The organism is Pedobacter steynii (assembly GCF_001721645.1).
Lineage (GTDB): Bacteria > Bacteroidota > Bacteroidia > Sphingobacteriales > Sphingobacteriaceae > Pedobacter > Pedobacter steynii_A.
Genome location: NZ_CP017141.1, coordinates 5,057,138 through 5,081,721 on the forward strand (window position 1 = coordinate 5,057,138; position 24,584 = coordinate 5,081,721).

Annotated in this window: 13 protein-coding genes; 8 read left to right on the plus strand and 5 right to left on the minus strand. The window is 43.1% G+C overall.

Translation table 11 applies throughout. The features are described from left to right. Positions 1 to 81 precede the first annotated feature (81 nt). Together katG and BFS30_RS20945 are read left to right on the plus strand one after the other, a co-directional pair. Positions 82 to 2,355, plus strand: coding sequence for a catalase/peroxidase HPI (gene katG, locus BFS30_RS20940; RefSeq protein WP_069381073.1), 2,274 nt, complete (start codon positions 82 to 84; stop codon positions 2,353 to 2,355). A gap of 119 nt (positions 2,356 to 2,474) precedes the next feature. Next, positions 2,475 to 3,971 carry a WG repeat-containing protein gene (locus BFS30_RS20945; protein ID WP_083252156.1) on the plus strand — a complete coding sequence of 499 codons (1,497 nt, stop codon included), beginning with the start codon at positions 2,475 to 2,477 and terminating at the stop codon, positions 3,969 to 3,971. Between the two features lie 87 nt (positions 3,972 to 4,058). Here BFS30_RS20945 and BFS30_RS20950 read toward each other — a convergent pair whose 3' ends face one another. The 3 genes from BFS30_RS20950 to BFS30_RS20960 form a co-directional block, all read right to left on the minus strand. Continuing rightward, a complete protein-coding gene (locus BFS30_RS20950; protein ID WP_069381075.1) occupies positions 4,059 to 5,747 on the minus strand; it encodes a sodium/sugar symporter in 1,689 nt (562 codons plus the stop codon). A gap of 20 nt (positions 5,748 to 5,767) precedes the next feature. Continuing rightward, on the minus strand, positions 5,768 to 7,099 hold the full coding sequence (gene xylA / locus BFS30_RS20955; protein WP_069381076.1) for a xylose isomerase: 1,332 nt from the start codon (positions 7,097 to 7,099) through the stop codon (positions 5,768 to 5,770). 95 nt (positions 7,100 to 7,194) lie between these two features. Then, the gene (locus BFS30_RS20960) at positions 7,195 to 8,679 is read right to left on the minus strand and encodes a xylulokinase (RefSeq protein WP_069381077.1); all 1,485 of its coding nucleotides are present in this window, start codon (positions 8,677 to 8,679) and stop codon (positions 7,195 to 7,197) included. Positions 8,680 to 8,797: 118 nt separating this feature from the next. Between BFS30_RS20960 and BFS30_RS20965 the strand changes: the two genes are divergently transcribed. From BFS30_RS20965 to BFS30_RS20990, 6 genes are all read left to right on the plus strand, one after another. Next, positions 8,798 to 9,832 (plus strand): LacI family DNA-binding transcriptional regulator, encoded by a 1,035-nt coding sequence (locus tag BFS30_RS20965; RefSeq protein ID WP_069381078.1) that lies wholly within the window; start codon positions 8,798 to 8,800, stop codon positions 9,830 to 9,832. Positions 9,833 to 9,902: 70 nt separating this feature from the next. Further along, positions 9,903 to 14,015 (plus strand): hybrid sensor histidine kinase/response regulator transcription factor, encoded by a 4,113-nt coding sequence (locus BFS30_RS20970; protein WP_237028628.1) that lies wholly within the window; start codon positions 9,903 to 9,905, stop codon positions 14,013 to 14,015. A 123-nt stretch (positions 14,016 to 14,138) separates the two neighbouring features. After that, positions 14,139 to 16,994: a TIM-barrel domain-containing protein gene (locus BFS30_RS20975; RefSeq protein ID WP_069381080.1), complete on the plus strand. Its 2,856-nt coding sequence runs from the start codon at positions 14,139 to 14,141 to the stop codon at positions 16,992 to 16,994. 108 nt (positions 16,995 to 17,102) lie between these two features. Then, entirely contained in the window at positions 17,103 to 20,207 is a 3,105-nt protein-coding gene (locus tag BFS30_RS20980; RefSeq protein ID WP_069382578.1) for a SusC/RagA family TonB-linked outer membrane protein, read from the plus strand. An 18-nt stretch (positions 20,208 to 20,225) separates the two neighbouring features. Continuing rightward, the gene (locus BFS30_RS20985; RefSeq protein WP_069381081.1) at positions 20,226 to 21,824 is read left to right on the plus strand and encodes a RagB/SusD family nutrient uptake outer membrane protein; all 1,599 of its coding nucleotides are present in this window, start codon (positions 20,226 to 20,228) and stop codon (positions 21,822 to 21,824) included. Positions 21,825 to 21,850: 26 nt separating this feature from the next. Further along, positions 21,851 to 23,266 (plus strand): hypothetical protein, encoded by a 1,416-nt coding sequence (locus tag BFS30_RS20990; protein ID WP_069381082.1) that lies wholly within the window; start codon positions 21,851 to 21,853, stop codon positions 23,264 to 23,266. Positions 23,267 to 23,403: 137 nt separating this feature from the next. Here BFS30_RS20990 and BFS30_RS20995 read toward each other — a convergent pair whose 3' ends face one another. Both BFS30_RS20995 and BFS30_RS21000 read right to left on the minus strand, forming a co-directional pair. Next, positions 23,404 to 23,922 (minus strand): GNAT family N-acetyltransferase, encoded by a 519-nt coding sequence (locus BFS30_RS20995; protein WP_069381083.1) that lies wholly within the window; start codon positions 23,920 to 23,922, stop codon positions 23,404 to 23,406. A 20-nt stretch (positions 23,923 to 23,942) separates the two neighbouring features. Beyond that, on the minus strand, positions 23,943 to 24,548 hold the full coding sequence (locus BFS30_RS21000; RefSeq protein ID WP_069381084.1) for an FMN-binding negative transcriptional regulator: 606 nt from the start codon (positions 24,546 to 24,548) through the stop codon (positions 23,943 to 23,945). Positions 24,549 to 24,584 lie beyond the last annotated feature (36 nt).

The window sequence follows — 24,584 nt, forward strand, 5'->3', positions numbered from 1 at the left end:
ATTATTGAATTCAATATCTTAAATTTATAATGCTTTGCAATTATCGAGGCATAAATAATATTCAGTTTATAAATATAAGATATGGAAAGAGAATCAAATGACATCAGTAAATGCCCCTTTCATAACGGAAGCATGAAACACAACGTTGGTGGTGGCGGTACCCGGAACAACGATTGGTGGCCCAATCAGTTAAAGCTGAGTATTTTGCGTCAGCACTCCTCTTTGTCGAGCCCGATGGGCGAAGATTTTGATTATGCAGAAGCTTTTAAAAGCCTCGATCTTGCAGCGGTAAAAAATGACCTTCATGCACTCATGACCGATTCACAGGATTGGTGGCCGGCAGATTTTGGCCATTATGGTGGCTTGTTTATACGCATGGCATGGCATAGTGCCGGAACCTATCGTGTAGGGGATGGCCGTGGAGGTGCTGGTGCTGGTTTACAGCGTTTTGCGCCGCTGAACAGTTGGCCAGATAACGTAAGCCTGGATAAAGCGCGCAGATTACTTTGGCCGATTAAGCAAAAATATGGTCACAGTATTTCCTGGGCGGATCTGATGATCCTTGCAGGTAACGTGGCGTTGGAGTCAATGGGTTTTAAAACTTTTGGCTTTGCCGGCGGACGTGAAGATGTATGGGAAGCAGACGAATCTGTGTATTGGGGTTCTGAAACCACCTGGCTGGGTGGCGATTTGCGTTATGCACATGGATCGCCCGGGGTAGAAGGTGATGGGGTATTGGTTACAGACGACAAGGCCGACGGTGATGTTCATTCCCGAAATCTGGAAAAACCGCTTGCTGCTGTACAAATGGGCCTGATTTACGTAAACCCGGAAGGTCCGGACGGAAATCCTGATCCCATTGCTGCTGCTAAAGATATCCGTGATACATTTGGCCGTATGGCGATGGACGATGAAGAAACGGTTGCTTTAATAGCCGGTGGTCACAGCTTCGGCAAAACGCATGGTGCTGCCTCTGCCGATCATGTAGGCAAAGAGCCTGAAGCGGTAGATCTGGAATTGCAGGGCTTAGGCTGGAGCAACAGTTATGGTTCTGGTAAAGGTGCTGATGCAATTACCAGCGGATTGGAAGTGATATGGACAAAAACACCAACACAATGGAGCAATAATTTCTTCGAAAATCTCTTTGGTTTTGAGTGGGAATTGTCGAAAAGCCCTGCCGGTGCACACCAATGGGTAGCCAAAGATGCAGAAGCCTTTATCCCTGATGCCTTTGATGCCTCAAAAAAGCATCTTCCGACCATGCTGACTACCGATCTTTCCTTAAGATTTGATCCTGCTTACGAAAAAATATCACGTCGCTTTCTGGAAAACCCTGATGCATTTGCAGATGCTTTTGCACGCGCCTGGTTTAAATTAACCCACCGGGATATGGGACCACGTGAACGTTACCTGGGACCTGAAGTGCCACAGGAAGAGTTGCTATGGCAGGATCCTATTCCGGCGGTTAATCATGTACTGATCGATGAAAATGACATTGTGGCATTGAAAGCAAAAATATCGGATGCTGGTTTAAGTGTATCTGAACTGGTTTCTACTGCATGGGCTTCAGCTTCTACCTTCCGGGGCTCTGACAAACGTGGTGGTGCCAATGGTGCACGCATTCGTCTTGCTCCGCAAAAATACTGGCAGGTGAATAATAATGCGCAATTGCAAAAAGTGTTGAACATACTGGAAAGCATTCAAAGAGAGTTTAATGTTGCACAGGCAAATGGCAAAAAAGTTTCGCTGGCGGATTTGATTGTACTCGCTGGTTCCGCCGGTGTGGAAAAAGCAGCTAAAGATGCAGGTCAGGCTATCACGGTTCCTTTTACACCTGGTCGTATGGATGCTTCACAGGAACAAACTGATGTGGAATCATTCGGTTATCTGGAGCCTGCTGCCGATGGTTTCCGTAACTACCGTAAAACAAAAGTCCCTGTCTCAACTGAAGAATTACTGATAGATAAAGCTCATTTGCTTACACTTACTGCACCTGAATTAACCGTGTTATTGGGAGGTATGCGTGCTTTGAATACTAATTTTGATGGATCTAAACATGGGGTTTTCACTTCACGCCCTGGTCAGCTAACCAACGATTTCTTTGTAAACCTGCTCGATATGAATACCGTATGGAAAGCAGTGTCTCCGGATAGAGAAGTTTATGAAGGTCGCGACCGGAATACGAATGAAGTAAAATGGACCGGTACCCGTGCAGACCTGGTTTTTGGCTCCAATTCAGAATTGAGAGCTATTGCAGAAGTTTATGGGATTGCAGGTGCTCATGGCAAATTTACAAAAGATTTTGTGGCAGCCTGGACTAAAGTAATGAACCTGGACAGATATGATTTAAAGTAAATTTTTGAATCGAAATTTGCGCCCTCGCAGGAGGGACTATCTATAACCGAACCCTAATAAGTTCGGTTTTTTTTGGTTATATTTAATTCTGTCTACTATATTGAAAAAAAACACCTGGAATGCGATTAAACTATAAAAAAATCCTGTCAATTCTACTGTTGACTACCTTTTGCACTGTGGCATTTGCGCAAAAGGAAAAAAGACGTTTGGCCCAGGTCTGGGTAAATGATAAATGTGGGTTTATCGATTCTTCCGGTTCTGAGGTAATTCCGTCTATTTATGATGACGCTGGCCCCTGGGGCAATAACCTTGTGCCGGTAAATATTGGGAAATATACTCCCGGACCTGTATCCGTGTTAATGGCGCCAATTGATCCTGGAAGAACAAGTCCCACAGATTCTATCAATCGCAAGGAGAAATACATAGACATCACTGTGAAAAAAGAAGAAAATGGCAAATGGGGCTATTGTAATGCTTCAGGGGTATTGGTAATTCCAGTTCAGTTCACCAACACCACTTTTTTTTATGAAGGAATGGCAGGGGTAGAAATTAATGGTAAATGGGGCTTTATTGATACAAAAGGAAAAACAGTAGTTCAACCGGTATATGATACTGTTGGATATTTTTCTCAAGGACTTGCCGCAGTAGCAAAAAACGGAAGTTATGGCTATATCAATTTGAAAGGAGAGGAAGTTATCAAACTTCAGTATACTCATGCTGATGCCTTTGAAAAAGGGTATGCAAAGGTACTTGAAAAATATACTTCCGGCAACAATGGTAAAAAAAGCATTGGAAGGATGATCGACCTTAAAGGAAAGGCCGTAACCGATGCTAAATATGACGTCGAAACCAATTTTTCAAATGGCCTGATCAGTTTTTCATTGGCCGCATCGAAACCTGAAGATAGTTTTATTTACGGATTGATCAATATAACGGGGCAGGTCATAACTCCACCTGTTTACAGGGAGATTTTAAACTTTAGCGATGGTCTGGCCAGGGTTATGGTTTATAAAAGACATGAGTTTTATGATGAGTTTGTTCCACATTATGGCTATATCGATACCAGGGGAAGGGAAGTTGTTAAACCTAATCTTGCCAAAGCAGAAAGCTTTAATTATGGTATGGCAGTTGTCGCAAGATTTGACAAAAAAGATGATGGAGAATCAGAGCATGCTCTGATTAATGCCAAAGGAGAGCAGGTACTTGGCTTCAACTGGAAAAGTTTAATTATTTTGGATAGCAGGCACCTGTTGGCAAATTCAATTAAGAACCCTTATGAAAATGTAATTATCGATCCCAATGGCAAGAAGTTACTGTCTCTTGGAGGTAATGGCTTTAGGGGCTTGGGGAATGGCTTATTTACTGTCGTTAATGTAGAGGAGGAATCAACTGCTTTTATTGGTCTGAATAAAAGGCCAGCCATAGATTTCAGCAAAAACAAAAAGAGAAAATTCATATCGTACCAATTTGGTTTAATCCGTTATACGGATCTGGATGGCAACTACGAAGAATCAGGCAAGATCAAGCTCGGTCTTATGGATTTAAAAGGCAATATACTGGTTAAACCTAAGTATAACGAAATCATGGATTTTGAGCCAACAGACTATCCTTTATAAGTGCTGAAATGCAATCAGGTAATGAGTATTGAAGGATTGATAAAGCCATTATTAAACTTTATCAATCCTTTAACATCTTTTAATGCACTACCAGAAAATGCTGTAAAGAGCAATCAGTACCCCGGAGATGATCAAAGCTCCCGCAGCAAAACCAGCATTGGTTTTAAACATGCTGCGATCTACTTCCAATCCTTTAGGATTTACTCCATTTCTGTTTTCAAATAAACTGATGATAACCATGCTGACCACGCAGATGATAAATACAAAGCCCATCCTGTCCAGGAAAGGGATTTCATAAAGCATGCTGCCATCTTTTTGTTCCGCCAGTTTTGCGAATCCAAAATTGCTTAGCCATTCCAGATTACAGAAATTAGGTAAGGCTTTAAATCCTACAGAAAGCAAAAATCCACCAATGGTTGCGAAAAGTGCAGCGTTGGAAGTGGTTCTTTTCCAGAAAAAGCCCAGTATAAACATCGCAAAGATGCCCGGAGACACAAATCCGGTATACTCCTGAATAAATTGAAAACCTCCTTTTTTGTCAATTCCAAGCTGAGGGGCAATGATGATGGCCAGTAACATGGCTACAATCACGGTAATTCTGCCCACTATAACCTGCCTGTGTTCATTCGCTTCTTTGTTGATGACCTTATTGTAGATGTCCAGTGTGAAAATGGTAGCAATGCTATTCGCTTTACCGGCTAATGAAGCTACAATCGCTGCGGTTAATGCTGCAAAAGAAAGGCCTTTTAGTCCTGAAGGAAGTAGGTTTAATAATACCGGATAGGCCGAATCCGGGTTTAAAGATCCGTCTTTGATCATAGCGGTATTAAAATCTCCGTAACCTTCTTTGTACAATACATAGGCGGCAATCCCAGGGAGGACCACAATTACGGGCATGAGCAACTTCAGTCCGGCAGCAAAAAGTAAACCCGATCTGGCTGTCTTTAAATCTGCGCCTAAAGCTCTTTGCGTGATGTATTGGTTGCAGCCCCAATAATTCAGGTTTACAATCCACATCCCACCAATCAGTACGGTTAAACCGGGAAGGTCCATGTAGTGGGGATCTTCCTGACGGAAGATCATATGGAAATGATCAGCGGCTTTCTCTTTGACCATTGCCAATCCGTTCAATACACCCGAACTGCCGAAATGAGTCGCTACCAGCTCCAGTGCAAGGTAGGTGGTAGCCAATCCACCCAGGATCAGAAAGAAAACCTGAATAACATCGGTATAGCCAATCACTTTCATTCCACCAAGGGTGATGATGATCGCGAATACCGCTAAAACGTACATGCAGGCTGTAGTATTGATACCCGAAATGCTGTTGATAGCCAAGGCGCCGAGGTACAGGATAGAGGTGAGGTTTACCACCACATATAACAATAACCAGAAAACAGCCATAATCATGGCTACGGTGTTATTATACCGCTGTCCCAGGAATTGAGGCATGGTGTAAATCTTATTTTTCAGATATACCGGAATGAAGAATATAGCCACAATGATCAGTGTGGCAGCAGCCATCCATTCGTAGGTAGCAATGGCAAGGCCCATTGTGAAACCGGAGCCACTCATACCGATAAATTGTTCAGCTGAGATGTTTGAAGCGATCAGAGAGGCTCCAATAGCCCACCAGGTCAAAGAATCTTTCGCAAGAAAGAAGTCTTTTGAATTCTCTTTGTGCGCTTGTTTTTTACGGTAAACAGCCCAGCCATAGATCGCCACAATCAGAAAATAAACCAGGAAAACGACATAGTCGTATGTACTCAATGAGTTCATGTAATTGGATTTAGGAGATTTTAAATGAATCTGTTAATGATGTTTTCCAGGAGTTCCTGCTGACCGCTGATGCTTTGTGGTTCTCCTTTTTCAACCGCATAATTGCGTAAAGCTTCCAGGTCCATCAGGCCATTCTCAAAATCCTGACCTGCACCCTGATCAAATGAGGCATAGCGTTGGGTTCTGATTTTTTTGTAGTCGGATTGCTGAAGGATTTGATCTGCAGTGATCAACGCCCTGGCAAAGGTGTCCATTCCGCCAATATGTGCGTGAAACAGATCAGCAGGGTGGGTAGAATTTCTTCTGATTTTCGCATCAAAGTTGATTCCGCCGCCTTGAAGGCCATTGGTTTCCAATACAATCAGCATGGCTTCAGTCAGTTCATTGATGTTGTTTGGAAACTGATCTGTGTCCCATCCGTTCTGATAATCGCCTCTGTTGGCATCCATAGAACCCAATAAGCCTGCATCAGCAGCCACCTGCAACTCATGTTGGAAGGTATGGCCCGCAAGCGTAGCATGGTTCACTTCAATATTTAATTTGAAATCTTCCAATAAACCGTATTGACGAAGGAAGTTGCTCACTGTTGCAGAATCGTAATCGTATTGGTGCTTAGAAGGCTCACATGGTTTAGGTTCGATGAAGAAAGTCCCTTTGAAACCCTGTTTGCGCGCATAGTCTTTTGCGGTATGTAAGAATTTAGCAAGATGTTCCTGTTCGCGTTTCATGTTGGTATTCAGGAGGCTCATATAGCCCTCTCGACCTCCCCAGAAAACATAATTTTCGCCATTCAGTGCAATGGTTGCATCTAACGCAGATTTCACCTGTGCTGCTCCATGTGCCAGAACATGAAAATCCGGATTTGTTGCTGCACCATTCATGTAACGGCGGTGAGAAAACAAGTTCGCGGTTCCCCAAAGTAATTTCACTCCGCTTGCAGCTTGTTTTTGCTGTGCATAATCCACAATTGCCTGTAGCCGTCTTTCATTCTCGGAAATGTCGTTCGTATAATCCACCAGGTCCACATCATGAAAACAATAATAGGGAAGGTTCATCTTGGTGATGAATTCAAAGGCTGCATCCATTTTATCTTTTGCACGGGCTACGGCATCTGATTTTTCATTCCATGGATGAATGATGGTTGCTTCGCCGAAGGGATCTCCACCGGTAGCCACAAAAGAATGCCAGTAGGCGCAGGCAAAACGCAAATGTTCCTTCATCGTCTTTCCTGCAATGATTCTGTTTTCCTCATACCAGCGAAATGCCAGTGGGTTATCCGAAGCCAGACCTTCAAATTTTATTTGTTCTATTCCTTTGAAAAATTCCTTTTCTCCTGTCGTTACTGTGATCATTTTGGTTCTTGGTTTTGGTTATTTTAATTTGTTTTTTAATCTTGCTTTAAATTTGATTTTATGTTTATATAAAATGCTTGTATTTAGTTTGTTGTTTATTGTTGTGTGATCTTTGCCTCTAAGTTGATGAGCCAGTCCTGATAGATCTGTTCATAGTTGGAAGTTAAGCTGGGCTCCGTGAATTGAATGGGCTTCATCCGACTAAAAGCTTCGGCCGGCCGGGCATAGATTTTCGCACCGATACCGGCACCTAATGCCGCACCTATGCTGCCATCATTTTCATACAACTCCACAGGTACTCCGGTGCTGTTGACGAAAGCTTCCAGAAAGAGTTCACTCAGAAACAGGTTGGCTTTTCCGCAGCGGATCACATTCGGACGAAGGCCATTGCTGCACATGATGTCCAGCCCATAACGGAAAGCAAAGGCTATTCCTTCCTGTACGCCCCTAAAGATATGGGCGTTGGTATGCAGGTTGAAATCAATGTTGTGAAAATGGCCTCCAATTAACCTGTTGTTCAGCATGCGTTCTGCGCCGTTTCCAAAAGGTAAAACCCGAAGTCCATCGGCACCGATAGCTACTTTTTTTGCTGTTTCATTCATCTCTGCATAGGAAATGCCAGATGTCAGCAGGTTTTTAGTCCACCGGTTCATACTTCCTGTGCCATTGATGCAGAGCAGGGTGCCCAACCGTTTTTGTTCCGGTGTATAATTGACATGGGCAAAAGTATTGACCCTGGATTGCGGATCATAAGCCAGTTGATCACTCAGTCCATAAATTACTCCGGATGTCCCTGCGGTTGCGGCTATTTCTCCCGGCTCCAGGACATTGAGAGAGAGTGCATTATTGGGTTGATCCCCTGATTTATAGGCGACAGGAATGCCTGATTTCAGACCGAGAAGTTCGGCAGCACTTAAGCTCACCGTCCCGTGTTCTGAAAAAACAGGTCTGATCTCCGGAATCATTTCCGGATCGAAGCCATAGTGATCCATCAAGCTGGCGGATATCGTATCGGTTTTGAAATCCCAGAATATTCCTTCCGATAGGGCAGAGATACTGGTTGTAATGCTGGAACTCAGCTTCATGGCAATAAAATCACCAGGAAGCATAATTTTATGGATCTTTGCATAAACCTCTGGTTCGTTCTGCTTTACCCAGGCCAGTTTTGAAGCTGTGAAGTTGCCAGGGGAATTGAGCAGGTGACTCAAGCAATATTCATGGCCCAATTCATCAAAAGCTTCATTTCCCAATGCTACGGCTCTGCTGTCGCACCAGATAATGCTATTCCTCAAGAGCTGCTGTTCCTTATCTACCAGCACTAAACCATGCATCTGGTAGGCAATCCCGATTGCTGAAATGTCCAGCGGATTAAAAACGCCTTTCTTTTTGCAAATAGCAAAAGCATGTTGGGTGTGTTCCCACCACATTTCCGGGCTTTGCTCTGCCCATCCCGGCTTTAAGGCCTGAATTGCGCTCTCTTCTTCCGGATACTGTGCAGTTATGATGGTCTTTTGCGAGGCTGAGTCTACTATCGCAAGCTTGACTGAAGAAGTGCCGATGTCTATTCCTAGTAATAACATATGATATGGTGCTATGTCTTTTAATGGATGAATATTTGGTTATCAGAAAACGAATTTAGGAGAATGTTTTAGAATTGCAATCGATTGCCTAAAATATTTTTGTATTTTTACTGAACGTATGAAACGTCAGAAAAGAACAACGATATATGATATCGCCCAAAAACTCAATTTAGCAGCCTCTTCAGTGTCAAGAGCATTGAGTGATAGCAATAAGATCAACGCAGAAACCAAAGCCCTGGTACTGAAAACAGCTGCAGAGATGAATTATCAGCAAAATGCGATGGCATCTAATCTCAGAAAGGGGAATAACCCGACAATTGGTGTGGTTGTGCCCCGAATCAATCAGTACTTCTTTTCCAATGTTATTGCGGGCTTAGAGGAAATTACTTTTAAAAAAGGATACAACCTGGTGATCTGTCAGTCTAACGAGCTCCATGCCCGGGAGGTGGAAGGAGTAAATGCGCTGGTGAACCAGAATGTCAGCTGCATTGTCATTTCTATTGCTGCAGAAAAAGGTAGTTCTGATCACCTTCAACAGGTATTAGACCGGAATATCCAGCTCATTCAGTTTGACCGGGTATTGGCCGAGCTGGAAACCTTGAAGGTGTTGAATGATAACAAACAGGCAGCTTATGAAGCCGTGGTACACCTGATCGAACAGGGGTATCGTCGGATTGCTTTGTTAGAGGGGCCTCAGGAACTTCATATTTTTAGAGAACGTAAGGAAGGTTATATTGCAGCACTGGAGGATCATGGTTTTCCGATCCTTTCCGAGTTAATGTATGCAAATGCCTGGACAAAAGAACTAGGAGCAGCCGCTACGGCCAGCTTATTGGACATGTCAGATCCACCTGATGCAATTTTTGCCTCTACCTCTGATTTTGCCGCTTTAGGCGTGCTGGAAGTGGCCAATAATAAAGGAATCCGTATTCCAGAGGAACTGGGTATCTGCGGATATTCGAACGAACCCTTCACCGAAATTACCAGCCCATCTATCACCACCATAGATCAGTTCAGTGTGGAGATGGGCAGAACAATAGGAGATCTGCACTTCCAGGAAATAGGGAATTTCAGTCCGGAAGATAAAGTGAAAACGGTAAATGTAAGACCAAAGCTCATCGTGAGGAATTCTACCAGGCGGAAATTGCAATAAAACATAGCTAATATAAATTTTAATGGGGCAGAGAGGATTATTGATTATACTGATTTTGTTGTTCAATTTCATGAAAACTGCCGCTCAGCCCGGATCGGTTCAGTTTTCCCGCATGGATTTGTCTAATGGCTTATCACACAATCAGGTAAATGCCATCCTTAAAGACAGTAAAGGTTTTATGTGGTTTGGGACACTTAGCGGGCTTAACCGTTATGATGGGCAGGTCATGAAGGTCTTTAAGCATAATCCAAGAGATACCACTTCCATTATCGATAATTTTATCACCAATATCTATGAGTTACCCGGCAATAAATTGTATCTGGAAACCAGGAGCGGGGCGAATATCTATGACCCGGAAACGGAGTGTTTTATCAGAAATGTTGGTGCCTGGTTTAAATCGCTGAATATTCCGGCAAGTACCGTTTCTGAGGTATTCAAAGATAAAGACGGTAATTTTTGGTTCAATGCAAAGGAGCGGGGGGTATTTAAGTATGAGGTATCCGCTGCCAGGACCCTTTCCGTTCCTGTTTCATTCGTTACTACAATCCGGGAGGACAAGCAGGGAAACATCTGGATGGCCCACCGCGATAAGACCATTACAAAGCTGGATCGGAAAACCACCGGAATAAAGCAGCGTATTCTGGTGTTTAAAAAAATGAATCCGACAGATTTTCAGGATTTTAATCTGTTTGTAGATCAGGATTCGGACTTGTGGGTATATACCTTGAACAGTCAGAGAGGAATCGATTATTATAGCCCTGTCAGCGGCCGGCAACGCTTTCTGGATAAGGGACCTGAAGCATTGAACAGTAACCTGATCAATGGAATGATAGCAGATGAACATGGACAAATCTGGATTGCAACGGATCATGGTGGGATAAACCTGCTTGATAAAAAGAGTTTTAAAATGAAGTATCTCCTTCATAAAGAAGATGACCCAAAAAGCATCGGGCAAAACAGTATTCTGCATATTTATAAAGACGATTCGGGGATTATATGGGTTGGAACCTTCAAAAAAGGACTTAGCTTCTATCATGAGAAAATTCTTAAATTTCCTCTTTTCAATCATCAGGTAAGTAATCCGAATGGACTGACCTATGATGATGTGAATCGTTTTGCAGAAGATGATCAGGGAAACATATGGATTGGTACCAATGGCGGCGGATTGTTCTATTTCAACCGTAAAACTGGGCAGTTTAAACGATATCAGCACCAGCCTGATAATCCCAACAGTCTTAGTAATGACATCATTGTGAGCCTTTATATCGACCGGACTAAGCGATTATGGATAGGAACATACTTTGGTGGCCTGAATAGTTTTGATGGAAAGGTTTTTACGCACTATAAACACCAGCCTGCAAATCCGAATAGTCTTGCCGATGACCGGGTGTGGGATATTCTGGAAGACCGTAAAGGAAATTTATGGGTGGCAACTTTGAGTGGTGGTTTAGACCGTCTCGACCGGAACACGGGAACCTTTTACCATAAGCGTGCCGGGGAGAAAAATGGTCTTCATTCCAACTCCCTTTCCTGTCTGATAGAAGATAGGAAGGGAAACCTCTGGATCGGAAGTTCTGATGGCGTGGATCAGTTGAAAACAGATGGAAATTTTGTTCATTATAAATATGAGGAAGGTAACGTTAATAGCTTAATTAATAATGTAGTATATGATTTGATGGAAGATAGTTATGGTTTCATCTGGATTGCTACCAGGGATGGTTTAAGCAGACTGAATCCGGCTACAAAGCAATTCCGGAACTTCGATATCAAAGACGGATTAGCAGAAAAAGCGACTTTAAAAATTGTCGAAGACCATCAGAGAAATCTTTGGCTGAGCACCGCCAACGGACTGTTTAATGTTATTGTGAAACCGCAGCGTCATCATGATTTTTCTTATACTTTCCATAAATATGATGAACATGATGGCCTCCAGGGAACTGCGTTTAACGCAAATGCCGGATATAAAACGCGGACAGGGGATTTGCTGTTTGGGGGAGCCAATGGTTTCAACCTTTTTCAGCCCGGTCACATCAAAACAGACCACAGCAAGCCAGGTATTACCTTTACAGACTTACAGATCGAGAATAAGAGTGTAGGCATAGGGGAAGATATTGGCGGGCGTGTGATTTTGGATAAATCAATTACTGCTACCTCGGCTATTGAGTTGAAATACAGTCAGAATGGCTTTGCGCTTGAATTTGCAGCACTCAATTATTTCAATCCTCAGAAAATCCGTTATCGATATAAACTGGAAGGTTTTGATGTGGATTGGCAGGAAGCGCAGCCTGATAGTCGCCGGGCAACCTATACAAATATTGACCCGGGTACTTACTTCTTCAAAGTGATGTCTACCGATGCCACGGGAAATTGGGTGAATAATGAGGCTACGCTGGAGATCATTATCCTTCCTCCGTTCTGGAGAACATGGCTGGCCTATGTTGGATATGTATTGCTCATAGGAGGGACTTTGTTCTATATCCGGCACCGTGGAATTGAACGTTTAAAGAAAGAATTCCTGCTCAGACAGGAACGTCAGCAGGCACATCGGATGCATGAACTGGATTTAATGAAGATTAAGTTTTTTACTAATGTAAGCCATGAGTTCAGGACGCCATTGTCTTTGATTATTACGCCTTTAGAAAAATTGATCGGACACAATGTCATACCAAAAAAACAGGAATTACAACTCATACACCGCAATGCAAAGCGACTGCTGAACCTGGTTAACCAGTTACTCGACTTTCGGAAAATGGAAGTACAGGAACTCCGGCTTCAGCTTAAAGCCGGCAATGTGATTTCCTTTATTCAGGAGCTTTGTCTTGCCTTTAATGATATTGCTGAGCAGAAACAAATTGCTTTTATCTTTCATACAGAGGCAAAGCAATTGATGGTGGCTTTTGATCACGATAAGGTAGAAAGGGTGGTTTTCAATCTGTTGTCCAATGCCTTTAAGTTTACACCTGAAGGTGGAAAGGTAACCGTAGAACTGATGGTCACTGAGCAGGACCAGGAAAAGAGCACCCTTATTCTTAGGGTTACAGATACAGGAATTGGTATGGAGGCCGATAAAACCGAACAGATATTTGAACGTTTTTTTCAGAACGATATGCCCGATTCTATTGTCAACCAGGGTAGTGGGATCGGTTTGTCTATTACTAAAGAATTTGTAAAGTTACATGATGGTATTATTCATGTTAATAGTGTTTTAAATGAAGGGTCAGTCTTTGAAGTCTCGCTGCTTTTAGCAACTGTATCTGAGTCTGAGTCAGCATTTGAAGCCAGCTCACAGGAGAAGCCTTCCGCTGGGGGAAATGACGAGCCGGACTCCTCTGCTGATCAGTCAAGGTTACCTGAGGAACCAGGGGAAGAACAGGGCTCCATAAAAGAACAGGCCTTTACCTGGAAAAGCAAGAAACAAATTATTGTACTGGTAGAAGATAACGACGATTTCAGGTTTTACCTGAAAGACAACCTGACTGCCCATTACCAGGTATTGGAAGCATCGAATGGGAAAGAAGGATGGCAAAAGATCCTGTCCGCTCATCCGGATCTGGTAGTCAGTGATGTGACTATGCCGGGGATGAATGGGACGGAGCTTTGTCAGAAAATCAGGTCTGATAAACGTACCGCTCATCTACCAGTGGTACTGCTTACTGCTTTAACTAACGAAGATCAACAATTGATTGGATTAGAGACTGGCGCTAATGATTACATTACTAAACCCTTTAACTTTGAAATCTTATTGTCCCGTATTAAAAACATCCTCATGCAACAGGCACTGGCAAAAAAAACCTTTCTTAAACAGGTCGAATTTAAGCCTGCTGAGACCGGGATAGAATCTCAGGATGATAAGTTTATGAGACAGCTGGCCACGCAACTGGAAAAGAATTTATCCAATGCCGCTTACTCGGTGGATCAGCTCAGTTCAGACCTGAATATGAGCAGGGTGGGCTTGTATAAAAAGATCCTGCCCTTAACAGGAAAATCTCCCATCGCCTATATCCGTTTTTACCGGCTTCAGAAATCAAAAGCGCTTTTGTTGAAATCCCAGCTCAGCATCTCGGAAATTGCCTATGAATCTGGCTTCAGTAATCCCAAACATTTTAGTCGGTATTTCAAACAGGAATTCGGAGTCTTGCCTTCAGTTTATGCACAGCAGAAGTCTGGAGAAGGTGCTGTTTGATAAAATAAAAGCCATTTTGTTAACATTTTGACACCTATTTGTTATCATTTGAATCCCTTTGATTGATTTCGTTTCGTATACTTTTAATCCCAATTAACCAAGTATAAAACGTAAATCTTTCTAATGTATAAAATTAGGGTCATCGCCGTAATCTTTATCGGCACAGCCTTGTTGCAACTCACTGTTAAAGGGCAGGAAACTGCAAGCTATGTCAAGACCAATTCTGGAATTGAAGTCTACCTCCCCAACTCTTTAACCGGAATTAAAAAAATCCGGTTGGAACCGGTATCAGATCAGGTAATTCATGTGATCGCTACTGAAAAGGCTGAGTTCAGTCCGCAAAGGAGCCTGATGGCCATAGCCCCTGCAAATGGTAGTGTGGCTTTTACCACGGTCGCAGATCAGAACCGGATCATCCTAAAAACAAAGGCTTTAAGTGTAGAAGTCGCCATGACTACCGGTCTGTTGACCTATCGAGATGCAGGTAATAAGATTTTGCTTAAACAAAGCGCAGTTGCTGAAGCAGCATTGGTGCCTCAGGTTTTTGGCGGATCGCCATCTTACCGGGTGGCACAGGTGTTTGATGCTCAGGAAGAAGAAGCTTACTACGGCCTGGGACAACACCAGCAGGGAATCATGAATTACAGGGGACGCAGGGTAGACCTCATTCAATACAATACAGAAATTGGGGTACCATTTGTCATCTCTAACAAAGGATACGGGATCCTGTGGGACAACAACTCCATTACACGGGCCGGTGATATCCGGGATTATCAGCCCCTATCTGCTTTAAAACTCTATTCCAAAGAAAATAAGGAGGGATGGATTACGGCCAGTTACGCCAAAATAACATCCCCTAAAAAGACATTGTTTACCGGAGCGGTATCTGAGCTTTCCATAAATTGGCTTACAGATCAACATAAATTCCCTGACAGCATTAAAATGCAGGAAGCGGTAGTTAGTTATGACGGTTATCTGGAAAGCGGCTTAGAAGGCTTGTATCAGCTTCAACTGAAATATGCCGGCTATGTTAAAGTTTGGTTTGATGATGAGTTGGTGGCTGATTACTGGCGCCAGGCCTGGAATCCTGGATCTGCAATCCTGGATCTCAGGCTTCAAAAAAACAAAAAAGTTAAATTCAGGATGGAATGGATACCGGACGGTGGAGAATCCTATATTGGCTTAACCTGCTTACCGCCAATTCCTGAAACATTAAAAAACACTTTCGCTTTGCAGTCTGAATCCGGGGCAGGCGTAGATTATTATTTTATCGGGGGCGAAAATGCAGATCAGGTCATCTCCGGATACCGTACCATTACCGGAAAGGCAGTCCTTTTACCAAAATGGGCAATGGGGTTCTGGCAAAGCAGGGAACGTTACAAAACACAGGAAGAGCTCCTTTCGGCAGTGAAAGCATTTCGTGACCGTAAAATTCCACTGGACAATATTGTTTTGGACTGGTCTTACTGGAAAGAGCCTGAATGGGGTAGTCAGCAGTTTGATCCGGCACGATTCGCTAATCCTGAGCAGATGATCAAAACTTTGCATGATCAACATGTAAAGCTGATGATCTCCGTCTGGCCAAAATTCAACAAGGGCTTTGATATTTACCATGATTTTGATAAAAAAGGATTCCTATATCAGCGAAACATTGAAGATGGACGTCGTGATTGGATCGGAAAAGGATATTCCAATACCTTTTATGATGCTTTTAATCCAAAAGCAAGAGCTGCTTTCTGGGACCTGATGAACAAAAGGCTCTACAGCAAAGGGATTGATGCCTGGTGGATGGACGCCACAGAACCGGATATGCACTCTAACCTACCGGTTGAGATCAGAAAAGAACTGATGAATCCCACTTATGAAGGCTCAGCTACCACTTACTTCAATGCTTTTCCATTGGTCAACGCAAAAGGCGTATATGAAGGACAGCGGGAACAGAATAAAACCGACCGGGTATTTATCTTAACCCGATCTGCTTTTGCCGGTTTACAGCGTTATGCAGCTGCAGCCTGGAGTGGCGACATCGCTTCCAGATGGGAAGATATGAAAAGCCAGATCAGTGCCGGTGTTAATTTCTCGCTCTCAGGAATGCCTTACTGGACGATGGATATTGGTGGTTTTTCTGTAGAAAAACGCTACGAAACTGCAAAAGGAGCCGATCTTGAAGAATGGAGGGAACTGAATACCCGGTGGTTTCAGTTTGGTGCTTTTGTACCATTATTTCGTGCACATGGCCAGTATCCCTTCCGGGAGATTTATAACATCGCTCCTGAAAATCATCCTGCCTATAAAAGCATGCTTTACTACAACCAGTTGAGGTACCGCCTGATGCCTTATATCTACGCATTGGCAGGAAACAGTTTTCAACAGGATTATACCATTATGCGTGGTTTGATGATGGATTTCCCTAAAGACTTAAAGGCCTCCAACCTGAATGATGCCTATCTCTTTGGTCCTTCATTACTGATCAATCCGGTTTACAAGTATAAAGAAGAGCACAGGAAAGTATACCTGCCTCAAGGTCAGGGCTGGTATGATTTGTACACGGGTAAATACTTTAAAGGCGGACAGGAACTGAAGGTTGTGACTAGCTATGAAAGGATGCCTGTATTCGTAAAAGAAGGCAGTATCCTGCCTACAGGACCAGCTTTGCAATACACCGATGAGAAACCTGCAGATACGCTGACTTTATTTGTTTACACAGGAAAGGACGCGATATTTTCTCTTTATGAAGATGAAGGCGGGAATTACAATTACGAAAAAGGCGCCTTTTCTACCATCAGTCTGAAATACACAGAAAGCACAAAAACCTTGGAATTGTCTGATCGCAAAGGGAGTTTTCAAGGCATGTTGCCAAAGCGCAACTTCAGAATCGTAGTGATCAGTGCTAAAAAAGGAAAGGGGCTCGACTTTAGTCAGAAGGCAGATTACAACCTCATCTATACCGGAAAACAACTGTCTGTTCAACTTAAATAAAAACATCCCGCTGGCTAAGCACTTTGCCTGGCTGGCGGAAAATGAACAAAAACTAATATTAACCAAATATAAAATGAATCAATTATTTACTAAATCTTAATGAACGGCATGGAAAAGAAATTCACTTTCAAAAGGAAGAGCATCTTTTTGCTGATGCTGTTCTCTGTGCTGACTTTCGGTCAGCGGGCACTGGCACAACAGCGCCAGATCAATGGAAAGGTAAACGGAGCAGCCAATGGGTTGCCTATTCCGGGAGCTGTCGTGAAAGTTAAGGGTAAAACCGGGGGTGTAAGCACAGATAGCCAGGGGCTTTACCGGATCAGTGCTGAAACCGGCGATATTCTGCAATTCAGCTCTATTGGATTTGTGGCTAAAGAAATCAAGGTCGGGGCAGCCAATGTCATCGATATAAATCTTGAAGATGACCTGCAAAATCTATCGGAGGTCGTTGTGGTGGGCTATGGTGTACAACAGAAAAAACTGATTACCGGGGCTACGGTCCAGGTAAAAGGGGAAACCTTGCAAAAACAAAGCAGTACAAATGCTTTACAGGGATTACAGGGCCTGACTCCCGGTGTACAGATTGCTTCTACTTCCGGACAACCCGGCGAAGGAATGAAGGTCACCATTCGTGGACTAGGGACGGTGGGCAATTCAGGCCCCTTGTATGTTGTGGATGGAGTGCTTACCGGAGACATCACTTACCTGAATCCTGCAGATATCGAATCTATTGACATCCTGAAAGATGCTGCTTCGGCGGCGATCTACGGTTCTCAGGCTGCCAATGGCGTAGTTTTAGTGACCACCAGGCAGGGAAAACGCGGACAGAGCGCTCAGATTACTTTTGATATGTATGCCGGTATTCAGGATGTGGCCAAAAAAGCAGAGCTGCTCAACTCCGCTCAATATGCTTCCATGATGAATGAGGCGGCAATAAACGGAGGAAAACAACCAATCTTCAGCAATGCCGAGATTGATGCACTGGGAGCAGGAACGAACTGGCTCGACGAGATGCTGGTTAAAAATGCGCCGACACAAAATTATGTGCTTGGAGCTTCCGGTGCTTCGGAGACCTCGGTATACTCTCTTGGTTTGTCTTATACCGGACAGGCAGGGGTAGTTGGTGGAAAGAAACTATCTAACTATCAACGCTATGGTTTTAGGATCAATTCTGAGCATAATTTTTATAAAGACATTCTTAAGATCGGTCAGCATCTGACTTATTCCGATATCAAAAACAATGGAATTGGGGTAGGTAATCAATATAATAATTCCTTACGCGGTGCATTTAATACCAGCCCTTTTGTTCCGGTTTATGACGATCAGGGTAATTTCTTTGACAACAGTAAGTCGACCTGGAATAATGGAGAGGCAAATCCATACGCCTTAATGGTGCTTAATAATCAGAACAGACGCAATACTCAAAGGTTGTTGGGCGATATCTACCTGGTGGTGGAGCCTATCAAAAACCTGAAATTCAGAACAAGTCTGGGAATGGACTATAGTGCCGGAGAAAGTAATTCTTTTAAACCGATTTACAACCTTTCTATTTATGCCTACAATACGGTAACCAGCGCAAGCCAGTCGATGAATAAAGGCAAGTCTTTGATTTGGGATAACCTGTTAAGTTATAAGTTCGACCTTAAGAAAGACCATGTTTTTGAAGTCATGGCAGGAAGTTCGGCATATCGTGCCGATGGCTCCAATATTTTTGGTACTAATACGAACCTGATATTTGAAGACCTGGACCATGCCTGGCTGAGTAATGCGCTCAATAAGAACAGTGCAGGAATTATCATTGGTGGGGGGCCTATTGATGCAGATCGCAGGCTTTCTTATTTCGGTCGTTTAAATTATAATTACAAAGAAAAATACCTGATCAATGCGACTTTCAGGGCTGATGGTTCTTCCAGGTTTGCCGCTCAAAACCGCTGGGGCTATTTCCCATCAGTTTCCGCAGGCTGGATTGTAACCAATGAAAGTTTCCTTGAAGGACAGAAAGGATGGCTAGACTTCCTGAAACTCCGCGCCAGCTGGGGACAGGTAGGAAATCAGAACATCGCGGCATTCCAATACTTATCACCAATTACCTTCGATAAAGTCAACTATATTTTTGGAGATAAAGAAGGTGTACTTACGCCGGGTGCTTATCCAAGCAGACTCGGTAATCCTAATGTGAAATGGGAAACTTCTGAACAAACAGACCTTGGTTTTGATGCGACCCTGCTTAAAGGAAAGTTGAGTGTAAATTTCGACTGGTATAAAAAAACAACCAAAGACTGGTTGATTTCCGCTCCGATTCTTGCCACTGCAGGAGCATTACCTCCCTTCATTAATGGTGGGAATGTGAAAAACTCGGGTCTAGAACTGGCGGTATCTTATAAAAGCCACATTAATGAATTCAATTATTCCATAGGAATAAATGGCGCTTATAACAAAAATGAGGTGGGGAAGATTCCTACAGCGGATGGCATCATTCATGGATCATCAAACCAGCTTTACGACAACTCATCGGAATTTTACCGTGCTGAAAATGGATTCCCTATCGGATATTTCTGGGGATTAAAAACTGCGGGTATTTTCCAGAATGTGGACGAGGTGGCCAATTATAAGGCACCTAATGGCAAAGTAATCCAGCCTGCTGCAGCTCCCGGTGATGTGAAATATGTAGACCAGAATGGAGATGGCATTATCGATAACCTGGATCGGGGAATGATAGGTAAGCCTAATCCCGATTATACCTTTGGGATTAACCTGACCGCAGATTATAAAGGATTTGATTTTTCCCTGGTTGCTTCGGGTGTTGTGGGAAATGACATCGTTCAATCTTACCGCAACCAGTCCGGGCAATATGGTAACTATACAACCAGAATTCTGGACCGCTGGCATGGAGAGGGGACTTCTAATACCATTCCCCGTGTTACCGACGACAATAGAAACTGGACTTCTTTCTCTGACTTGTACCTGCAAAAGGGTGATTATTTAAGACTCAGCAACATTACCATTGGTTATGATTTCGGAAAAGTGTTGAAAAAGAGTTACCTGAAGCAATTGCGGTTGTATGCCTCTGCATTGAACGTTTATACTTTCACCAAATATGACGGTATGGATCCTGAAATCGGCTATGGTACAGAAGGGTTCGCTTCCGGCATCGACATTGGCTATTATCCAAGACCAAGAACATTCCTGTTTGGTGCTAACCTTAGATTTTAACCTCCAGAATAGAAAATTATGAAAACTATAACTATAAAATTAAGCATCTGCGCAGTTTTTCTTTTGACAATGGGCGCCTGTAAAAAAGGTTTTCTTGATGCGGAACCCATGACCACAGCAACTGATGTTAACTATTATAAAACACCGAAAGATGCACTTTATGCATTGGTTGGCTGTTATGATGGATTGCAGATCGTTTGGTCTGATGGTGTGGCTTTGCCCGTAGCTGCAGAAGTGATGTCCGACAATACCTTCGGGGGTACTGGAAATTCGGATGGGTTCGGTTATCAGATGCTGGATGAATTTGATAAATCACGTTCTCCCTCAGATCAGAACCTCTTTGGCCGTAACTGGATCTTATATTATCAGGCTTTATATCGTTGCAATGTGCTGATCAGTAAAATGGACCAGATACAATGGGGTAGTGATGCTCAACTGAGAAAGACCTATGAGTCGGAAGCGCGCTTTTTGCGTGCCTACCTGTTATTTGATATGGTCCGTTTATGGGGAAATATTCCTTTATTAACAGCGCCTTCAGCCGAAAATGTTCCCCAGGCAAACCCTGATGCCGTTTATAAGGTAATTGCAGACGATCTGGTTTTTGCAGCAGAAAATATGCCGGCAACTGCATACCCTGCACAAGCAGTAGCTGATCATGGCAGAGTAACCAAATACGCAGCGGAAGCATTGCTGGGTAGGGTTTTTCTATACTATACTGGTTATTATGCAAAGCCAGATCTGGTTGGAGTGGTTAATAAAACAAAAGCACTGGGCTACTTAGAGCATGTAATCAGCACAGGTGGGTATGGTCTGATTCCTGATTTTGCTAAATTATGGCCGGCTGCTTCGCTTGACGCTTATGTCGGAGAAGATCATAAAGAAACTGTTTTCGCCATTAAATATACCTTTACAAGCGATTATAATGGAAATACGGACGGCAACCACTGGATGGTATTTGGAGGCCTGAGAGATCAGTCTTTCTATCCATACGGCAGTGGCTGGGGTGCAGAAACGGTGAATCCTAAATTGTGGAATGCCTATGCCGCTGGTGATACGCGTAGATCAGGTTCAATCATTTCTATCACAGATGAAAAGATTCCATTTGTCAGCCAGAATAAACAAAGGGAGTATACCGGATATTATATCAAAAAATACAGTCCGATGATTGGGCTGGATGGTAAACCTTTACCGAATGCGAATGGGAATCCAAATTTTCCCATTGGGCAATATCAGGATTATGTGTCTATACGCTATGCCGATGTATTGCTGATGGCCGCGGAACTGGGTAGCACAAATGCGCAGACCTATTTCAATGAAGTGCGACAACGTGCCTATCAGGGTGCATTTACGCCATTGGCGGTAAGTCAGGAGAACATTATGAAAGAACGCAGATTGGAATTTGCCTTTGAAGGCATTCGTTATTATGACCTGCTCCGTCAGGGTGTAAATAAGGCGGCGCAAGAGATTGCGGAAAGCACGACCTTACTAAATGGCGGTCAACCGGTCACTAAAACGATCTCAGCGGGCAACATCATCCTCACTAAAGGACTTCAACAAATTCCTAATACTGAGATTACCCTGTCTAACGGAACCTTAAAACAAAATGCGGGCTGGTAGCCGCTTCATCACTTAATCGAATAGAAATGAAACGATATAAAAAATTCCTGGCAATATGCCTACTGCCTTTGCTGCTGTTCGCCTGTAAAAAGGATAAACATACTCTGGGAGAAGTTCTCGATAAATCTGAAATCAAATTTTCAGTCCTGCAAGATAAAAAAGCGGATGCCGGAGGAAATACCGTGATTCTCAAAAATATGACGCCTGGTACTTTGCCTATGTGGGATTATGGTACCGGAACCTCTACAAAAATGACTGATACGGTGAGGTTTGCTTTTGCCGGCGACTATGTAATCCGTTTCTCTGTATCCACGGGTGGCCGAATTGTTAAGCTGGATTCTGTGGTGGTTAAAGTGACGCAGGACAACCTGAATTATGTCAATGATCCGTTATGGAAAGCGCTTACTGGTGGTGTCGGCAATGAAAAAGAATGGGTATTGGACACCGAAGGAAAATTCTTCAATGGGCCGATGTATTTCTATGGAACCAGTAATGGCTGGCTCAAAGAAGGAGGGCCATGGAAAGATGGTGCTGTTCAAACAGGTTGTTATGGCAGTGATTGCTGGGTCTGGGAAGCTGGTTTAGGTGATACCTATCCAAATAATATGACTCAGGGTAATTATGGTTCGATGACCTTCAGTTTAAAAGGCGCCGCGGTTTTTAAAGCTGTAAAACCGATGGAAAACATCAACAGTCAGACTGGAACTTACTTTTTAAATGTTGCCGGAAAGATCCTGACCATTAACAATGCGACGATCTTAAGAGGATATAAACCTGCAAAAAATGGCATCACAGGGATCAGTAACTGGACCAATTACAAGATCCTGTCGCTTGACGAAAATACCATGCAATTGGGGGTATTAAGAGATAGAGATGTGGATGGGGAAGGACCTGCTATGATTGTATACAACTTTTTAACCAAAAATTTCTCCGACAATTATGTTCCGCCGGTGACCGGACCTGACGAAGGTTTTGATCCGACGTTTAAGGCTGGAGAGTTATTAAATATGCTAACCGGAACGGGATCCGCAGGTAGATTGTGGAAGATCGATGCAGAAGGTAATCCCATCGACTGGATTGCCAAAGGCAAAGGCTGGACCAAATCTCATAACGATAGCCGCGACTGGGGTTGGAATAATGCCCTGGATGTAGTGGCTAAAGATTCCTGGATCTTGTTTAGCCGTATTGGAGGATTGAAGTACACCAGAAATCAACATGGCGTAGTCAGCTCGGGAACTTTTACAATTAATGAATCGACGAATGAAGTGACCTTAAACGGAGAGTTATTGATCCAGTTTCCCGGAAGCTTTATTACACCGTTAAAAAACACGTTTAAGGTGGTAAAAGCCTTTCCCGGCAAGGTCGAAAGTAAAGGCATCTGGTTCGGTACGGACTATAATGTCGAAAAAGACGAATGGTTTGCTTTCCATTATATCTTATAAACGTATACGCTCTATATATTAATTAAACCTTTCAGGAGCCTGTTTTTTATAAACAGCGCTCCTGATTTTTTATTTTGCCTTTATGCTGCTCCACTAAAATTCTGAATAGGATCAGGACATCGTTAAGAAGCACCTCCTTACAATCTTTTTTTCATCATGATGTCAATCTGTTCATCATCGCCCATTTTAAAGATGTGCTGATCGAAGGCTACAAACCCATTCCTGGTATAGAATTTTATCGCCCTTAAGTTTTCTTCCCAAACGCCCAACCAGATGGAGGATTTCTTCAATAGCCTGGCTACTTCCAGTGCTTTTTCATATAACAGTTGTCCTACTTTTTTACCATGGTAGGCGCTTAGCACATAAATGCGCTCTATTTCAAGCGAATTTTCGTCCTGTAGCTCAGTCTGCGCCTGTCCTGTATTTACTTTCAGGTACCCGATGGGACTTTGATCTTCCCAGGCGATGTAGAACCTGGAATCCGGATGGTTAACCTCCGTACTCAGTTGTTCCTGACTGAAATGACCATCCAGGTATTTTTTCATATCAGCTTCGGTATTGCTTTCTGCAAAGGTTTCAAAAAATGTTTGTCGCCCGATTTGCTGTATCGTCTCCATATCCTCAATGGCAGCCCGACTGATTTTAATGTTCTCCATAGTATGTTGTGATTTCTAAGCTATAATTTTCGAATGTAAGTTGCCAGATCATTTTCAACGGTACTGCCGCCTTTTTCCAGGTGATTAGCGATTCGCTGCCGTTCAACTTCGGTTTTATTCTGGCTTATTTTCTTTTGTCCCTGCAACTCGGTTACTTCCAGCTCAAAAGCAACGATGCCCCTCATCATCCCAATTTTAAACTTGTCGGAAAGGCTGTTCCATTGCGCTAAATAGTTTTGATCATAAAATCCGATCATCTCTTCCAGGACTTTGATTTTGGAACCCTCATCTTCCAGGATTTTTGCTTTGCCATAGGCATGTATAGAAATGTAATCCCAGGTTGGAACACTTTCTACTTTATCGTAATGAACAGGAGAGATATAGGCATGTGGTTCTGTAAATATGATCAAAGAAATATTGGTTTCTATATATTTCACCTGTTCATTGGCAATGGCAAAATGAGAACTTAAAACTAACTTATCCCGGGTGTCATATATAAAAAAGGGCAATTGAGTCGCAATAGGAATCTGCCCCTTGTTGGTGATGATTGTTGCAAAGCTGTATTGCTTCATAAAGGCAATCTTTTCTGCCTTGTCCCTAAACTGAAATTGGTTCGGTATATACATATTTGAGCCCTTCCTTTTGTTTCCTCAAAAATACCC